This window comes from Pedobacter mendelii, assembly GCF_014635725.1.
In the GTDB taxonomy this organism is placed as follows: domain Bacteria; phylum Bacteroidota; class Bacteroidia; order Sphingobacteriales; family Sphingobacteriaceae; genus Pedobacter; species Pedobacter mendelii.
Map to the genome: position 1 here is coordinate 23,308 of NZ_BMDJ01000002.1, position 15,812 is coordinate 39,119.

General features: G+C 38.9%; 19 protein-coding genes. 18 read left to right on the top strand and 1 reads right to left on the bottom strand.

Features of this window, described 5'->3' with window-relative positions:
* The first annotated feature begins 187 nt into the window (after window positions 1-187).
* From IEV50_RS03585 to IEV50_RS03670, 18 genes are all read left to right on the top strand, one after another.
* The gene (locus tag IEV50_RS03585) at window positions 188-1,060 is read left to right on the top strand and encodes an RteC domain-containing protein (protein WP_188411894.1); all 873 of its coding nucleotides are present in this window, start codon (window positions 188-190) and stop codon (window positions 1,058-1,060) included.
* 118 nt (window positions 1,061-1,178) lie between these two features.
* The gene (locus IEV50_RS03590; protein WP_188411895.1) at window positions 1,179-1,700 is read left to right on the top strand and encodes a hypothetical protein; all 522 of its coding nucleotides are present in this window, start codon (window positions 1,179-1,181) and stop codon (window positions 1,698-1,700) included.
* A gap of 47 nt (window positions 1,701-1,747) precedes the next feature.
* Window positions 1,748-2,092, top strand: coding sequence for a DUF4134 domain-containing protein (locus IEV50_RS03595; RefSeq protein ID WP_123205250.1), 345 nt, complete (start codon window positions 1,748-1,750; stop codon window positions 2,090-2,092).
* Window positions 2,093-2,094: 2 nt separating this feature from the next.
* Entirely contained in the window at window positions 2,095-2,415 is a 321-nt protein-coding gene (locus IEV50_RS03600) for a DUF4133 domain-containing protein (RefSeq protein ID WP_188411896.1), read from the top strand.
* A 1-nt stretch (window position 2,416) separates the two neighbouring features.
* Window positions 2,417-4,876, top strand: coding sequence for a TraG family conjugative transposon ATPase (locus tag IEV50_RS03605; RefSeq protein ID WP_188411897.1), 2,460 nt, complete (start codon window positions 2,417-2,419; stop codon window positions 4,874-4,876).
* Window positions 4,877-4,929: 53 nt separating this feature from the next.
* Window positions 4,930-5,307 carry a hypothetical protein gene (locus tag IEV50_RS03610; protein WP_188411898.1) on the top strand — a complete coding sequence of 126 codons (378 nt, stop codon included), beginning with the start codon at window positions 4,930-4,932 and terminating at the stop codon, window positions 5,305-5,307.
* 106 nt (window positions 5,308-5,413) lie between these two features.
* On the top strand, window positions 5,414-6,112 hold the full coding sequence (locus IEV50_RS03615) for a conjugal transfer protein TraI (protein WP_188411899.1): 699 nt from the start codon (window positions 5,414-5,416) through the stop codon (window positions 6,110-6,112).
* 28 nt (window positions 6,113-6,140) lie between these two features.
* On the top strand, window positions 6,141-6,743 hold the full coding sequence (locus tag IEV50_RS03620; protein ID WP_188411900.1) for a hypothetical protein: 603 nt from the start codon (window positions 6,141-6,143) through the stop codon (window positions 6,741-6,743).
* Window positions 6,727-7,380: a TerB family tellurite resistance protein gene (locus IEV50_RS03625; protein WP_188411901.1), complete on the top strand. Its 654-nt coding sequence runs from the start codon at window positions 6,727-6,729 to the stop codon at window positions 7,378-7,380. The genes IEV50_RS03620 and IEV50_RS03625 overlap by 17 nt, the downstream gene beginning before the upstream one ends.
* A 7-nt stretch (window positions 7,381-7,387) precedes the next feature.
* Window positions 7,388-8,596: a conjugative transposon protein TraJ gene (gene traJ, locus IEV50_RS03630; RefSeq protein ID WP_188411902.1), complete on the top strand. Its 1,209-nt coding sequence runs from the start codon at window positions 7,388-7,390 to the stop codon at window positions 8,594-8,596.
* A 21-nt stretch (window positions 8,597-8,617) separates the two neighbouring features.
* Window positions 8,618-9,232, top strand: coding sequence for a conjugative transposon protein TraK (traK, locus tag IEV50_RS03635; protein WP_188411903.1), 615 nt, complete (start codon window positions 8,618-8,620; stop codon window positions 9,230-9,232).
* A 248-nt stretch (window positions 9,233-9,480) separates the two neighbouring features.
* Window positions 9,481-10,527, top strand: a complete 1,047-nt coding sequence (gene traM, locus IEV50_RS03640) for a conjugative transposon protein TraM (RefSeq protein ID WP_188411904.1) — start codon at window positions 9,481-9,483, stop codon at window positions 10,525-10,527.
* 47 nt (window positions 10,528-10,574) lie between these two features.
* Window positions 10,575-11,555, top strand: a complete 981-nt coding sequence (locus tag IEV50_RS03645; RefSeq protein ID WP_188411905.1) for a hypothetical protein — start codon at window positions 10,575-10,577, stop codon at window positions 11,553-11,555.
* Between the two features lie 52 nt (window positions 11,556-11,607).
* Window positions 11,608-11,784: a BF3379 family histone-like protein gene (locus IEV50_RS03650; protein WP_123205238.1), complete on the top strand. Its 177-nt coding sequence runs from the start codon at window positions 11,608-11,610 to the stop codon at window positions 11,782-11,784.
* 554 nt (window positions 11,785-12,338) lie between these two features.
* On the top strand, window positions 12,339-12,965 hold the full coding sequence (locus IEV50_RS03655; RefSeq protein WP_123205237.1) for a hypothetical protein: 627 nt from the start codon (window positions 12,339-12,341) through the stop codon (window positions 12,963-12,965).
* A gap of 53 nt (window positions 12,966-13,018) precedes the next feature.
* Window positions 13,019-13,264, top strand: coding sequence for a hypothetical protein (locus IEV50_RS03660; RefSeq protein WP_148042768.1), 246 nt, complete (start codon window positions 13,019-13,021; stop codon window positions 13,262-13,264).
* 71 nt (window positions 13,265-13,335) lie between these two features.
* A complete protein-coding gene (locus tag IEV50_RS03665; RefSeq protein WP_188411906.1) occupies window positions 13,336-14,397 on the top strand; it encodes a DUF932 domain-containing protein in 1,062 nt (353 codons plus the stop codon).
* Between the two features lie 274 nt (window positions 14,398-14,671).
* Window positions 14,672-15,028: a response regulator gene (locus IEV50_RS03670; RefSeq protein WP_188411907.1), complete on the top strand. Its 357-nt coding sequence runs from the start codon at window positions 14,672-14,674 to the stop codon at window positions 15,026-15,028.
* Between the two features lie 20 nt (window positions 15,029-15,048).
* Here IEV50_RS03670 and IEV50_RS03675 read toward each other — a convergent pair whose 3' ends face one another.
* Entirely contained in the window at window positions 15,049-15,810 is a 762-nt protein-coding gene (locus tag IEV50_RS03675; protein WP_123205233.1) for a sulfite exporter TauE/SafE family protein, read from the bottom strand.
* Window positions 15,811-15,812 lie beyond the last annotated feature (2 nt).

Consider the following 15,812-nt stretch of genomic DNA (forward strand, 5'->3'; position numbering starts at 1 on the left):
TATCCGTCTAAAGACGTAGTGTAAATATGCCTAAATCCGTATTGTACAAGGATGAATATTGCCACAAATTTGTATCCACATTTACTCATAATAAAGTAGCTATGGAAAGAAACTTACTTATCACCTGTCCGATGTGATATAGATAAGCCAGTGAACAGGCGGGGCAGGATTACTTAATAATCCTATTATGATACGAGAATTTAGTGCCGGACAGCTCGGAGTGCTGAATGAAGGAATGAAGGCAATTTCTGAAAAAAATCATTTAGCGCACTTTAAATTAACTGAAGAATTATTGCTGATACGCAATATCCTCTCTTCCCTCACAGAGTATGTAAGGGAACATCCCTTTATGTCTGTTGATGAAGAAGTTGAGTTCCACAAACAAATTTATCCGCAGTTTCGGTGCCTCTACATTTATCATGCAGAAGTACATAACCTAACGCAGGAAGTTCCTGATGGTGATCGAAAAAGTATTAGAAAATATTACCGGACACAGATGAATATTATCGGGCACTACATTCATCATAACCAATTTCACTATCGCTACTTCAAACTTAAAGGAACCGAACTTGATCGCCTCTACTTTACATCTACCACAAACAAGCAAAGCGTATTAATACCTGTTCTTGCAGAACTTAGCGGAGAGCATTCGACAATAATGGGCTACCTATTTGCCCGGTTCAGAGCTTATGAACTTTTGTACCATTACATTCTGATGAAGCTTGACGAGTTACAACCAAACCTTCCCGGCAGTCCAATCAGAAAAACATTGAAGTGGTCAGGTGAAACAGTAAACCTGATTGAATTGGCACATGGTGTACATCTTAACAAGCAGATAAATAACGGTGATATTGGCATAGTGGAATTTTTTGAAAATCTGGGAGAATTTTTTGGAGTGAATTTAGGTGTACCAAAAAAAGGATTCGATGATTTAAAGAAGCGTAAACGTTTGAGCAAAACAAACTTTATAGATCACATGCGTGATGCTATTCTACAAAGAATGGATGATGAAGATGCTTATGACCCACATAAATCAACTCATAAAGGCAACCATTTATAGTTGTAAATCAGCGTTTTGCAAATGTATTTTTCCCATATGGGATAAGAAGATTTGCAGCCTTTGAACCTTTGCTATTGAAATCATGGCACAATGTAGTGCCGTGAATAAAAGCAAGTTTATGTTACAACAATTCACATGGCCGCAATTTCTGCTTGCCGCATTTGTACTTAGCCTCGTCTGGTATGTAGGTGTTGTCCTGATTTTTTACCGGAAAGAACTAAAACAGTTTTTAAGTGGGGGAATAAAGGAAAAGCATAGTCATGAACCTTTACCGCACCGATGGGACGACGATACCGAGCCTATAGAAGATGCAAATGAAGAAACATTGATGGGCGAACCACAGCTACCACAAGGAATGACTAATGTTAGCATGGGCGGATTTGGGTTTGCAGTAAGCGAAGATGAAAAGGAAGAGCAAGTTGGGTTGGTTCCTGATGTATTGGAGGAGATTAAATCAGTTTTTAATATCATCTCAAAAGAAGATGGCAACAAGAAAGATTTCTTCAGTTTAATAAAACTCGTGAGTGACAAATATCCTATGATAGGGTCTAATCCTAATATTGAACGTATCAACGAGTACATTACAGACCAAGCGCCCTTTCATCTCTCGGCTCAGGAACTCGAAGATCTTTGGGATTAAATTTTCCTTCTCAGGTAATTATTCAATTAATCATTAAAAAGTAACACATGAACAATTCATCTAATAATCATAAAAAGCAACTTTTAGCCAAATACTGGCTACTTTCTATAACTCTTTGTGTTTACAATATGCTATCCAGCTTATCCTTATTTGCTCAAGACGGAAATGCTGGCATACAAGAAGCCACTAACAAGGTTAAAGGGTACTTCGATACCGGTTGTGACCTGATGTATGCCATTGGTGCAGTAGTTGGCATCATTGGGGCAATAAAAGTATTCAATAAGTGGAATGCAGGTGAGCCTGACACTAATAAAGTGGCTGCCGCATGGTTCGGCTCTTGTATATTTCTGGTGGTCGTAGCAACCGTTCTTAAATCTTTTTTCGGTATTTAATCATGGCAAGCATCTATCACATTAATAAAGGCGTTTCCAAGCCAATTGAGTTTAAGGGTTTAAAGGCTCAATACATTGCTTATCTGGCAATAGGATTAGTGTTATTGCTAATTGCCTTTGCGATTCTTTACATTATTGGGTTAAGCTTATTTGTGGTTCTTCCACTAATCATCGGTTTAGGTACATCTCTATTTTTCACCGTGTTTCATTTGAGCCATAAATTTGGAGAGCATGGACTAACCAAATATTTAGCAAAACGAGGCTTACCCAACCATATCAAATTCCGCTCAAGGAGATTATTCACAAACTTAAAATCCAAATAATATGGTAGAGGCGCAAAATATATTACCTGTTTATAAGGTAGAACATAACTGCATTCTTTCGATGCAAGGCGATATTAGTATAGCCTATAAAGTTACTCTACCAGAAATTTTCACACTTTCGGACAGGGATTATGAAGCTTATCATCAGGCATGGATTAAGGCTATCAAAATCCTGCCACAGCAAAGCATTTTACATAAACAGGATTGGTTTACAGAAGGCAGTTATCAAGCTGACTTTGAAAGATCAGGAGACAGCTTTTTATCAAAAGCAAGTGAACGATTCTTTAATGAGCGACCTTGCTTAGACCATGAATGCTATATCTTTCTGACTAAAAAGCCAAAAGACAGAAAATTGTCTTCCTCTGTTTACAGCAACATTTTGCGAAAATCTATTGTACCTGTTCAAACTATCAATCCAGTTCTTTTCCGGGACTTTGTGGATAGTGCAGGCCAGTTTGAGCGTATACTAAAAGATAGCGGTTTTGTGGATCTTCAAAGGCTAACCGATAATGAGCTGGCTGGTACAGCAAACTATGCGGGCATTATTGAGCGTTACTGTTTTCTGTCTGGCATCGGGCAACAACCCCTTATTCAGGACATTCACATCAAAGATGAAATCCGCATTGGCAATAAGCAGGTAGAGCTTTACACTTTATCCGATACAGAACACTTGCCACCACTATGTGGTAGCCGTATCAATTATGATAAATACAGTACTGACCGGACAAAATTTAGTATCGGATTTGCTTCACCGTTAGGAAGCCTGTTGAACTGTAACCACATTCTGAACCAGTATGTATTCATTGAAGATGCCCAAAAAACCATCAAACGTTTGGAGGCCAAAAAGCTTCGCTTACAGTCCTTGTCTGGTTACTCCCGAGAAAATGCAATCAACCGTGATGCAGTTAACGATTTTTTAAACGAGGCCATCGGTGAGCAACGTTTACCAATCAAGGCGCATTTTAATGTTTTAACCTGGTCAGAAGATACCGAGAAAGTCAAAGACCTTAAAAATCTGGTCAGTTCGGCTATGGCACAAATGGATGCTACGGCCAAGCAGGAAACAGATGGACAGGCGCAAATTTGGTGGTCAGGATTGCCTGGCAATGAAGCGGACTTTCCAATGAATGATACTTTTGATTCGTTTCTTGAACAAGCCACCTGCTTTTTTAATCTGGAAAGTAATTACCGTTCAAGCATTAGTCCATTTGGTTTGCGTTTAGGCGACCGGTTGAGCGGTAAGCCTGTTCATGTTGATATATCCGATGAACCAATTAAGCAAGGCTATACCACCAATAGAAACAAATTCATATTAGGGCCAAGTGGCAGTGGAAAGTCCTTCTTCACCAACCATATGGTACGCTCTTATTATGAGCAGGGTGCGCATGTGGTGCTGGTAGATGTTGGGCACAGTTATAAAGGGCTTTGTGATCTGGTAGGCGGTTATTATTTCACCTATACAGAAAGCAATCCCATTAAATTTAATCCATTTTATTTAACCAGTGGAGATATACTGGATACCGAAAAAAAGGAAAGTATCAAGACTTTACTGCTTGCCCTATGGAAAAAGGAAGATGAAACCTTTCGGCGGTCTGAATACGTGGCTTTGTCGAATGCACTTACCCTCTATTTTGACCATCTTGAAAAACGCCCAGACATCTTTCCCTGCTTTAACACCTTTTATGAGTTCCTGTTATCAGAATACATGCAGGTACTGGAAGATGGAAAAGTAAAAGAAAAGGACTTCGACATCGGTAACTTCCTATATGTACTTAACCCGTACTATCGAGGAGGAGAATTTGACTACCTGCTAAATGCCACGCAAAACCTTGACTTGCTAAATGAACGGTTCATTGTTTTTGAACTTGATCAAGTGAAGGATCACCCGATTCTTTTTCCCGCCATTACGCTGATTATCATGGAAGTATTCATTTCCAAAATGCGCAAGTTAAAAGGTATCCGTAAGGTTATTTTATTGGAAGAAGCCTGGAAAGCGATTGCTAAAGAAGGTATGGCAGAGTATATAAAGTACCTTTTTAAAACAGTGAGAAAGTTTTTTGGAGAAGCTATTGTCGTAACTCAGGAAGTTGAGGACATTATCAGTTCCCCAGTAGTCAAACAGGCTATCATCAATAATTCAGATTGTAAAATTTTGCTTGACCAAAGCAAGTACCAAAACAAGTTTGATAGCATACAGGAACTGCTGGGTTTAACCGAAAAAGAGAAAGCACAGATCCTTTCAATGAACAAAGCAAATGATCCTAAGCGAAAGTACAAAGAAGTCTTTATCTCACTTGGCGGTCAATACAGCAAAGTATACAGAACAGAGGTGTCGCCTGAAGAATATTTGGCCTATTCCACAGAGGAAAGTGAAAAAATACAGGTACAAGAATATGCTAAACGGTACGGCAGCATACAGAAGGGCATTGCAGTACTGGCACAAGAACTTAAAAGTAAATAATTAATTAATAACCCGCCGTGTAAAATAAATACAACGGTCTAAAATCAAAAACCATGAAAGTAAACATCTTTTTTTTGACAGTGTGTGCAATGATTCTTGCAGCCTGCAACAGCGACAAAAGCACCCGTTCCTTTATTACAGGCACTTACGTGAGCCAAAGCGAAGGAGAATACAGTATCGCCAGTGATACACTGGTAATAGAAGCATCGGAAAGCAATAATTATATCATTCACAGAAAGACAGGCTTTAAGCGTATAACTGAAGGAAAGCCGGGAAAATTGGAATATGAAACCGAAGAATGGAATGCGCTTTATGATGAGGGAACCAAATCCCTTACGGAAACAAAAAAGGGGAAAGTCATTACTTTTTATCCTGAAGCAAATAAGCTGTTGGTTGGCAAGCGGGAATATAGGAAACTCGGAATAAAATAATCTTGAACCTGCTGATTGTACATACTGTGAAAAAATTAATTATCAAAATGGTCATTACGGAGCCTGCGGAGCAGGCTTCATCACCATAAACAACAATTATTAACAGATGAAAATGATAAAATATATGAAAAAGTATATGGTCATCTTGCCCATGAGTGCCATGACCCTTTTTGTTGCCTTGCCCACAGGGGCAAATGCACAGATAGCCGTTCTGGAAGTCATTAAGGCCGGAATAAAAAAAGTTATCAAGGCAGTTGACCTGAAGGTACAACGCTTGCAAAACGAAACGATTTGGCTGCAAAACGCCCAAAAGGTTTTGGAAAACCAACTATCCAAGTTAAAGCTTACAGAGATTGCAGATTGGACCGAAAAGCAGAAAAATCTCTATAGTGAGTATTACGAAGAGCTATGGAAAATTAAGTCTGCCATTGCATACTACAAGCGCATCAAAGACCTGACCCAGCGACAGGTAGATATTGTAGATGAATACAAATGGGCATGGAACCTCTATAAACAGGATAAGCATTTTACTGCTGACGAGCTGGATTACATGCAAAAAGTCTATTCCGGCATCCTCGATGAAAGCGTTAAAAACGTCGATCAGATATTATTGGTAGTAAACAGCTTTAAAACACAAATGAGCGATGCTCAAAGACTGGAAATCATTAATGCAGCTGCCGATAAAATGGACACCAATTATAGTGATCTTAAACAGTTCAACACACAAAACAGCAGGTTAAGTATTCAACGGGCTAAATCATTGGATGAAGCAGCCAAACTCAAAGAAATTTATGGAATCGAATAAGTTCAAAATCTTTTCTTGCACAGCTATTATGCTTTTTCTTTCTGTTACTGCCACTTTTGGACAGACTTTTTCAGAATGGTTTAACCAAAAGAAAACGCAGAAAAAGTACCTGATTGAACAGATTGTTGCATTACAGGTCTATGCAGGTTATCTAAAAAAAGGTTACGAGATTGCAGGACAGGGAATTAACACAGTAAAAGATATTAAAGACGGTGAATTTGGTCTGCACAATGTTTTTATTGGTTCTCTCAAAAAGGTTAACCCGGCTATTCGCAAAAGCGGTAAGGTAATCGAAATCATTGCTTATCAGGTAGAAATCAGTAAAGCTCTAAGCCGCTTAAAAGCCCATGAATGGCTTTCTGCTGATCATTATGTGCGGAATGTAAAAGATAAAGTGATGGAAGAATGCCGAAATGACCTCGAAGAACTTTTATTGGTTATCACTTCCGGCAAAGTAGAAATGACGGATGACGAGCGTATCAACAGGCTTGATAAATTACATTCCGCTATGCAGGATAAAGCCGCATTTGTCCAAAGCTTCCAGAATCAGACAGATCTGCTTATCCGTCAACAAGAGCATTCACAACGATCCATTAACCAAATAAAAAAATATTATGGAATCATTGATTAAAAGATTGATCTGCCCATTCATAGGGTTAGTTGTACTACTGTTTTTAAGTGTTTCAATGGCTGCTAAAGCTCAATCGACTGAAGTTCAGCAACTCCTTCTAAATGTGGAAAAGCTGTCTCAACTAAAGAACATTCTTGCCGATATGAAAAAGGGATATACTGTTATCACTAAAGGTTATAATGCAGTAAAGAACGTTTCAAAAGGCAATTTTAGCCTTCACGAAGTTTTTCTTGATGGTTTGATGCTTGTTAACCCAGAGATTAAAAAGTACAGAAGGGTTGGCGACATCATCAGCTATCAGAAAGATCTGGTTACCGAATATAAATCAGCGTTTAACCGCTTCAGGGCTTCTGATAATTTTAGTCCGCAGGAGATTGGGTATTTAGGAAAAGTATATAAACAACTCTTCGATCAAAGCTTAAATAACCTGGATGAGCTAACGACTGTAATCACTTCATCTCAACTGCGAATGAGCGATGATGAACGCCTACGGGCTATTGATAGGATCGTCGCCGACACCCAAGATAAGCTCATTTTCCTTCGGAACTTCAATCAACAAACAAGCATACTGAACTTGCAACGCCAAAAAGAGAAAGCGGATATCAAAGCGACGAAACAGTATTACGACCTTAATTAAACGAATTATGAAAAATAAACTATGGATAAAATCCTGTTTTGCATTAGCCGTCTTGCTTTCGCCTCACCTGCTTTTTGCCCAGGGGATGGCGCAGTCGCTAACGGGAATGCAACCCGTCCTTGACAGGGTGTACAATGAAATGCTTCCTCTATGCAGTCGCCTTATCGACGTGGCCCGCGGTATAGCCGGTTTCGGGGCATTATGGTATATCGCCAGCCGTGTTTGGCACCAGATTGCCGCTGCCGAGCCAATTGATTTTTATCCGCTCTTGCGCCCATTTGCATTAGGTATGGCTATTATGATGTTTCCAATGGTAATAGCCCTGATGAATGGCGTATTGCAACCAACTGTTTCTGCCACTGGCACAATGGTTAAAGACAGTAACAAAGCTATAGCGGTATTATTGAGGGAAAAGGAAAAAGCGGTAAAAAATAGCGATTCCTATAAAATGTATGTTGGCGACAATGGACAGGGAGATAGTGATAAATGGTACAAGTACACGCATCCAAAAGACCCTGACAGACAGGATGAAGGGATGTTCGAGGGTATCGGAAATGATATTAAATTCTGGATGGACAAACAGTCCTACAACTTTCGAAATAGCATCAAACAATGGATGAGCGAAGTACTGGAAGTGCTTTATGCAGCCGCTTCACTTTGCATCAATACCATTCGTACATTCTTTTTAATCGTACTCGCTATCCTTGGCCCTTTAGTTTTTGGATTTGCAGTATTTGACGGCTTTCAAAATACACTAACAGTTTGGCTGGCGAGATATGTGAACATCTTTCTATGGTTACCGATAGCTAATATATTCGGAAGCATTCTTGGAAAGATACAGGAGAATATGCTTAAACTCGATATTTCCCAGATCGGTCAGCAGGGGGATACTTTTTTCAGTAGCACCGATACCGGGTACCTCATTTTCTTAGTGATTGGCATTGTAGGCTATTTCTGTGTGCCAAATATTGCCAACTATGTTGTACATGCTGGTGGTGGCAATACCATCCTGCAAAAAGTAAATATGTTGGTAAGCAGTTCTTCGCATAGCAGTATGAAGGCCGGTATGGCAGGTGGAGGCATGGCAGCAGATGCCCTGGGCGATGGGGCAAGAAAACTTTATCAGGGATTTACAGGCTCCAGCAATGGAGATTACTTCCCCGATAGCAAAGGCGGAAGTCCAAGTCATCAGCATGATCGGCTATCAGGTAAATAAACCCAAATAAATCTCAGCATTATGTTTACACAATTTAAAAATATAGATACTGCTTTTAAGCATATTAAACTGTTCAGCATTTTTTTGATACTGGCATGCACACTGCTTTCTGGTTTTTCCATTTGGAAAAGCTTTGATATGGTAAAGACAATACAAGGTAAGATCTACATTCTTGCAAATGGAAAAGCTATCGAAGCTTTTAGTGCAGAACGCAAGGATAATATCGGTGTGGAACTGCGTGATCACATCAAAATGTTCCACCATTATTTCTTTACCCTTGATCCGGATGATAAGGTAATACAGGCTAATATATCCAACGCATTAAATCTCGCAGATGAAAGCGCAAAGAAGGCTTTTGATAACCTTAAAGAACAAGGTTATTACAACAACCTGATTTCGGCTAATATCTCGCAGGAAATAAGGGTGGATAGTACAAAGCTGGATATTAACCAATACCCCTTTCAATTTCGGTGCTACGCTACACAAAGGCTGATCCGTTCAACTTCAACAGTAACCCGCAAGCTTATTACACAGGGTTATGTGCGCAATGTTTCGAGATCGGACAATAACCCTCACGGCTTTTTGATACAGCAATGGGAAACCTTAGAAAACAGTGATGAACCTTTAAAGCCTTGACAAAATGAAGTTTTTAAAAAATTCAAAACCAGACCGTAACAATGATGAAGTGGCACAAAGAATTGCAGAAAGGATCACGAGCAGACAACAACGAATAGCAAATTACTTGAATGATCGAACAAAGGACGTTTCTGGTAAATATTTACTAATCTCTTTAATTGCCTTTTGTACCGTGTTTGCAAGCTACTTGCTCTACCTGCTAATAAACGCAGTAAACTAACCAAATTTTAAACTTTAAAAATAATAATATGGAAACAAGACAAAAGGATCACAAAAAAGTGCTGCTATTTCTGCCAATCTTGGTACTTCCTTTTCTCGCACTTGCATTTTATGCAATGGGTGGTGGAAAAGGCAATGAAAATTTACAGCAGACATCAAGACCTGGTATCAATACCCACTTGCCAGATGCCACATTCAAAAAGGATGAACCAGTGGATAAAATGGGGTTCTACCAGCAAAAAGACCGAGATAGTGCCAATAAAAATGGCATCGAAAACGTAGCAGATCGTTTAGGCTTTAAGCAAGAAGATGACTTTCAAACTAAGCAGATTAATGAGAAGCTCGAAGCACTCAATAAAGAGATTGCAAAACCAGTTGAAACACGGAGCTATCAGGCAAGGAACAATGTGTCTGAATCACAATCAACCAGTATAAAAAGCGATGTTGACCGTTTAGAAGCTCTGATGAAAGTGATGCAGGGTAACAAAAATGAAGATCCTGAAATGGCGCAACTAAGCTCTATGATGGATAAGATCATAACTATCCAGAACCCTCAGTTGGTACAAGAAAAATTAAGAACCCAACAATCCTACGGTGCTGATACTACATTTAAAGCTATTTCAGCAGTAATTGAAGGAAACCAAAAGGTAGCGCAGGGTGGTGTTGTCAAATTGCGCCTATTGGATACTATTCATCTGAAAGGCGTTGTCATTCCCAAAAACCAATTATTGTTTGGCTCATGCAATATTACTAATCAGCGTTTATTGCTCAGTATTAAGAACATCCGATTGGGTAATGCAATAATTCCCGTAGACCTTTCCGTATTTTCTTTAGATGGGATGATCGGCATTAATGCGCCCGAGGCAGAAATTAGCGAAGCAGCGGGTAGTGGTGTTAATGACGCTTTACAGGGAATGCAGATTTTAAGCATGGATCAATCTTTAGGAGTTCAGGCAGCAGGTGCCGGCATAGATGCGGCTAAAAGCTTACTCAGTAAGAAAGCAAAACGTATCAGGATAAAACTCAAAGCTGGTCAGCAATTATTACTACGCAATAATCAAATCAGAACGCGGTAATTATTACAAATCAGGATAAATATTAAACTTTTTAAAATCATAAGAAAATGAATTTAAATAATTTAGAAAACCTCAAAGAGGAAATGAAGGCATTGGGCTTCAAAGAAAAGCTCATTAACCAAATGGAGGAACAAATGAAAAAGGATGTTCCTGAATTTAAACTGCATGATACCCTGCCAGCAACTAAGGGACAGGTTGATATGACCCTGTACTTTAAACAGTCAGGCCAGTCAGAGTTCTATTATCTCAATAAATTTGAAGTGGCACACAATCAGGGGAAACCCTTAGAGGAAGGCCAAAAATATATGGTCATTTCGCCTGGAGCAGACGGAAAAAACATGGTCAAAAAAATGGAGAATGTAAGTGAGGCCATTGACTTTTTTAAAAAGCAGGAAGGCAACAGTGAACTTGCACTTGGCAAAGATGCAGCCCATAAAACTACAGTAGCGAGTACAGAGAACGGCAAGGTGACTTATGTTGCAAAAGATTTTCAGCGTACCTTTTATTCTCAACCCATACCACAGACCTTCTGGGTAGAAAAAGGCAAAGGTTTTACCGCCGAACAGGCTGCAAATCTCGTTCAAGGACGTTCAGTTTATAGAGACGACCTATTAAATTTAGGTGGTATTCCCTATAAAGCATGGATGAAACTCGATGCTGATAAGCCTCGCGACCGTCATGACAACTTAACCTTTAATCAATATCATGACCCATCTTATGGCTTTGATCTTGGAAAGGTGTTGGATAAGTTTAATATAAAGGAACTGGAAAACCCGGCCAAAAGAGTATTACTGGAAGTATCTATTAAAAATGGCAACCGACCATTGATCACAACCGTTAAAGATGGGCAGGAAGTGAAGTTGTTTGTGGAAGCCGTACCTCGTTATAGTCAGCTCAATATGTATCAGGAGAATGGAAAGCCAGAGAAAAGGGAGCAGTTCCAAAAGGAGCCTGCCATTTCAAATTCACATGCCAAGGGTAAAGAAAAGGAACATGAGCTTTCTGAAAGCCAGGGACTAAAAAGGTAAAAGCATCATTCCTATCAATTAATCAATATATTCACTATTTAAAAATTAAATTATGTCAGCATTCACGAAATTAAAAGAATTGGTAGCTGCTACAGAAGCAGATGCCACAGCCTTCTATGAGAAGGGAAACAAAGCCGCAGGAACAAGGCTACGCAAGGCTTTTCAGGAAATCAAAGTCTTGGCACAGGAAGGTCGTAACGAAGTTACAGCTAAAAAAGCCGTAAAATAAATTCCCTAAATTTCAGAAAACCTGATCGGAAACGGTCAGGTTTTTTTATGTAAGCTCTTTTTATTTCAGCAGTCCAGCCGCTTCACTCGTTCCTCGTTTCAGCCGCTTCCTGCTTTTCAAACAAGTGGCTTCGTTCCTCGCCACCCGTTCCTGTTTATAAGGAAAATTTCATTCCATTCTTTGTATAACTCTTTATAGGACCGGTTAAAAATTCCCCCAGACTTTTTGGTTAGCAAATTTCTGAACAATCCATTTGACGTCAAGACCAAGCCCTACGGGTTTGCTGAAAAAAAATCTTCCTCTTCCGCTGCGCTTCAGAGCGTATTTTTTTTCGCAAAGTCTTGCCTTACAAATGGATTGTGTTCAGGTGAGGGGGCTTAACAAAAAGCCAGGAGGCCCTGCCGACTGACTTTATAAAATAGAGAGCATGAAAACAACTAACGGCAGAAGCCCACCAGAGAAACCACAGCGGAACTAAAACAGCCACCGCACAAGCCTAAAGCCCAAAATTGGGAGTAATTAAAATTTATCAATAAAATTAAAATTAAGTAATCATGAAAACTACAGTAATCGAAAGCAAAGCAGGAAAAATTAACAGTTCAATACCTAACAGCAAACCCGAAAACAACGGCGAACAGCCAAAAGTTAACGGTTTGCCAGTCAGCAAAGAGTTTGACGGTAAGGCAAAGCCTGAAACGGAAGTAAAAAAAGCGGAAACCCCTGTACAGGTTAGCGAACAGCAAAAACCACAGGCAGACGCACCAAAAGAAGGAAAACCGCAAGCGGGACAGGCAATACCCGAAGCAACGAAAGCAGAAGCTGAACAGCCAAAGGCAGAGCCTACCAAAACAGAGGTCAAAGAAGTAGCACCGCAGAAAATAGCACTGAATTTGGAAAGCACCCTTAAACTGGTGGAAGAGTTGCACCGCAGGAAAATGCAACGTGATAGGCTTTTAGACACTATAGATACATTGGAAGCCTTTGAAATTGCACAACAGGAAGATGCAGAAGAGACAGATAGCAACCATTTTCAGGGTTGCGTACTAACTATTGAAGATGATGAACGGAGAAAGTTCAGCACAAAAAACCCTGTAATCATTCAGGCAGTAGCACAGTTTGTAAACCGCATGTGCGTTGACCGTTTAGCAGAAATCGAAGCAGGTATAACAATTCCCGCATAACTAATAACTGCCCTTGCAATATGCAGGGGCAGTTATTTCAATCAGTTAAAATTATGGAAGAAGTATTTATAGAACACCTTGACCAAATTTATTGGCAAGGCTACGCAGAACAATTCCGAGAAGATAACCCTGATGCGTATTGGCAACAATTACAGGAATTTACGAACAATTATAAAGTCTCAAAACATGAAATATCAAACCCTTTATTTGATGGTACAGGTTACAGTGCAATCAAACCATCAAAACATATCCGACACAGTAAACGAGGTGGAAACACAGGCGACCTTTTCGCTAAATGACACACCAAAAGTAAAAGTAATGGAGACGGAAATATTATTAACAAGAGTAAGAAACTTAAAAAACACAGATCATGGCGCACAACATTAATTATAATCAGCAAACCGAAAAACATAGCTTTTTTAGCGTGAAGCAAAAAGCGTGGCACAGCTTAGGTCAAATTATAGAAGATTATCCGACCAGTGCAGAAGCAATAAAATATGCCGGATTAGACTATCAGGTAGAAAAACGCCCATTATTCACTTATGACACAGAAAATTTTAATGGTAATAGTGAAGTAGATTTGATTATACCCGAAATAGAAGTACCAGACTTTTATGCAACTATGAGAACTGATACGGAACAGGTTTTGGGTGTGGTGGGCAAGGACTATAATATAGTACAAAACATAGACGCGTTTTCATTCTTTGATAGCATTGTAGGCGCAAAAGATGGTGTGTTATATGAAACAGCGGGCGCATTAGGTAAGGGTGAACGCATTTTTATAACCGCAAAATTACCTGATTACATTCGCATCGGCAGGGATGATTGTATAGAAAAATATTTGTTTTTAACTACCTCCCATGATGGTTATGGAAGTATTACGGCAGCATTTACGCCAGTTCGTATAGTTTGCGCAAATACACTTAATGCAGCTTTGCGCAATCATAGCAACAGTATTAAAATACGGCATACCGCAAGCGCACAGGATAGATTGAAACAAGCCCATCAGCTTTTGGGGATAACTAATATTTTAGCAAATGAATTGGAAGAAGTTTTTAATCATTGGTCAAAAATCAGAATAACAGATACTTCTGTAAAACGGCTGGTGCAATTAGCAATGGCACCGAACAGAGAAACATTTTTAAATGTACAAAGTGGCAACGTTGATGAATTTTCAACAGCCTATAATAACATAGTAAGTAGTGTAATGGAATATGCTCTAACTGCAAGTACACAACAGGAAGCCACCACAAAAGGCACTTTGTATGGTGCTTATAATGCTGTTACTGGATATTTCCAAAATGTGAGAAACTATAAGGATGATGAAAGTAAATTTAAAAGTATCATGTATGGCACAGGTTTGCAACGGTCTCAAACTACATTTAGCCTTTGCGAAGAATTTGCGATACATGGTCTAACAGCACTTAATTAAGTTTCTCTATATAGACTAATAGCCCCTATATACCCGTTAATATTGGGTATATAAAGGGCTTTTTTCAGCGGCTTAAGTGCCTTTTATGTCATTCAAAGTCATTTTATATCTCCCAAAAATAAATATTAAAAGGATTTTTACTTATTAATTAACTTAAAAATGCTGAACTGGTTGGTGATAGATATTGTTTATTTAATCTGTTAACTGTTTTTAATGTTACTTTTAAATGTAAACAGTTAACGACATAGGTCTAACTACAATAAACTTTGGAAAAATGAAAAAAAAAATCCTTATTATAGAAAGAGATCAATATATCCAGGATATAGTATCATTAATTTTAACAGAGGCTGGATATATAGCGATCACATCAAAATCGGATGAAGACATCTTACAGGAGATTTTAACATTGATGCCAGACGGTATATTGTTGGACATTATAAAACCAACTAAAGAAGGCACAAAAATGTGCCTTATAATTAAAGAAACGGAAAATACAAAAGATATACCTGTTATTGTTCTATCAACTCATCCCAACTCAATGGCTATAAAGGAAATATGTGCCGATGATGTATTGACAAAACCATTCGACATTGACGAACTGATTGCCATTTTGGACAAACAATTTACTTAATTTTTTTTAGTATTAATGGATTACAAAATTTTGCCAAGCTGTTTCACTAACATCAATACGCCACTTATTACCATAATCACAATTACCCATTTGCGAAAGGCTTCACCGGATAGCTTCTTTAGAAATCTTTTTCCGATCCAATTGCCAACTGAAGCACCTAATCCTAATACTAAGCCATACAGCCAGAGATTTCCTGTTAAGGAACCTAATGCGGTATAACTTGAAACTTGTACCAAACCGACAAAAAAAGAATTGATTGTTTTTGTTGCAATCATCTTTTCTTTTTCCAAACCATAATTTAAATAAAAGGGATTCAAGACCGGGCCTGTAGCGCCAATGAGAGTTGAAAAGAAGGCCACACTAAATCCAAGTGGCATAAAAGCTTTCAAGGACATTTTAAACGAACGTTCACTTTTTCCAAAGCGATATTGAAAAACGCTGCTGATAAGAAAAATCCCAACTACGATCTGCAGCCATTCAACATTAAGACTGCTGAAAATCCATGCGCTTAAGATCGTACCGACAACCGCTGGAGGAACATAATATTTAACGATCTTCCAATGAATGCTTTTCCAGAACAGAATAATCCTCACAGGTTCTCCGATAAGATTGCCAAGGTTGATGACTGGTGCCGTTGATTTTCCGCCGATCAATAGGCTGATAACCGGCACCAGCAATAGAGAACCGCCACCACCCGATAAAGTAGAAATGATATAGGCAACTATCCCTGCAAAAAAAACAATGATGTAGATTACAAGATCATTTGAAAGAATTTCAGACATGG

Bases quoted from the DNA above. Each gene is read 5' to 3' on its own strand.
- traJ (WP_188411902.1), top strand. From the start codon at position 7,388: ATGAAAAATAAACTATGGATAAAATCCTGTTTTGCATTAGCCGTCTTG.
- IEV50_RS03615 (WP_188411899.1), top strand. From the start codon at position 5,414: ATGAAAATGATAAAATATATGAAAAAGTATATGGTCATCTTGCCCATG.
- IEV50_RS03620 (WP_188411900.1), top strand. From the start codon at position 6,141: ATGCTTTTTCTTTCTGTTACTGCCACTTTTGGACAGACTTTTTCAGAA.
- IEV50_RS03650 (WP_123205238.1), top strand. From the start codon at position 11,608: ATGTCAGCATTCACGAAATTAAAAGAATTGGTAGCTGCTACAGAAGCA.
- traK (WP_188411903.1), top strand. From the start codon at position 8,618: ATGTTTACACAATTTAAAAATATAGATACTGCTTTTAAGCATATTAAA.
- IEV50_RS03670 (WP_188411907.1), top strand. From the start codon at position 14,672: ATGAAAAAAAAAATCCTTATTATAGAAAGAGATCAATATATCCAGGAT.
- IEV50_RS03675 (WP_123205233.1), bottom strand. From the start codon at position 15,810: ATGTCTGAAATTCTTTCAAATGATCTTGTAATCTACATCATTGTTTTT.
- IEV50_RS03655 (WP_123205237.1), top strand. From the start codon at position 12,339: ATGAAAACTACAGTAATCGAAAGCAAAGCAGGAAAAATTAACAGTTCA.
- IEV50_RS03645 (WP_188411905.1), top strand. From the start codon at position 10,575: ATGAATTTAAATAATTTAGAAAACCTCAAAGAGGAAATGAAGGCATTG.
- IEV50_RS03665 (WP_188411906.1), top strand. From the start codon at position 13,336: ATGGCGCACAACATTAATTATAATCAGCAAACCGAAAAACATAGCTTT.
- IEV50_RS03610 (WP_188411898.1), top strand. From the start codon at position 4,930: ATGAAAGTAAACATCTTTTTTTTGACAGTGTGTGCAATGATTCTTGCA.
- IEV50_RS03590 (WP_188411895.1), top strand. From the start codon at position 1,179: ATGTTACAACAATTCACATGGCCGCAATTTCTGCTTGCCGCATTTGTA.
- IEV50_RS03660 (WP_148042768.1), top strand. From the start codon at position 13,019: ATGGAAGAAGTATTTATAGAACACCTTGACCAAATTTATTGGCAAGGC.
- IEV50_RS03595 (WP_123205250.1), top strand. From the start codon at position 1,748: ATGAACAATTCATCTAATAATCATAAAAAGCAACTTTTAGCCAAATAC.
- IEV50_RS03625 (WP_188411901.1), top strand. From the start codon at position 6,727: ATGGAATCATTGATTAAAAGATTGATCTGCCCATTCATAGGGTTAGTT.
- traM (WP_188411904.1), top strand. From the start codon at position 9,481: ATGGAAACAAGACAAAAGGATCACAAAAAAGTGCTGCTATTTCTGCCA.
- IEV50_RS03605 (WP_188411897.1), top strand. From the start codon at position 2,417: ATGGTAGAGGCGCAAAATATATTACCTGTTTATAAGGTAGAACATAAC.
- IEV50_RS03585 (WP_188411894.1), top strand. From the start codon at position 188: ATGATACGAGAATTTAGTGCCGGACAGCTCGGAGTGCTGAATGAAGGA.
- IEV50_RS03600 (WP_188411896.1), top strand. From the start codon at position 2,095: ATGGCAAGCATCTATCACATTAATAAAGGCGTTTCCAAGCCAATTGAG.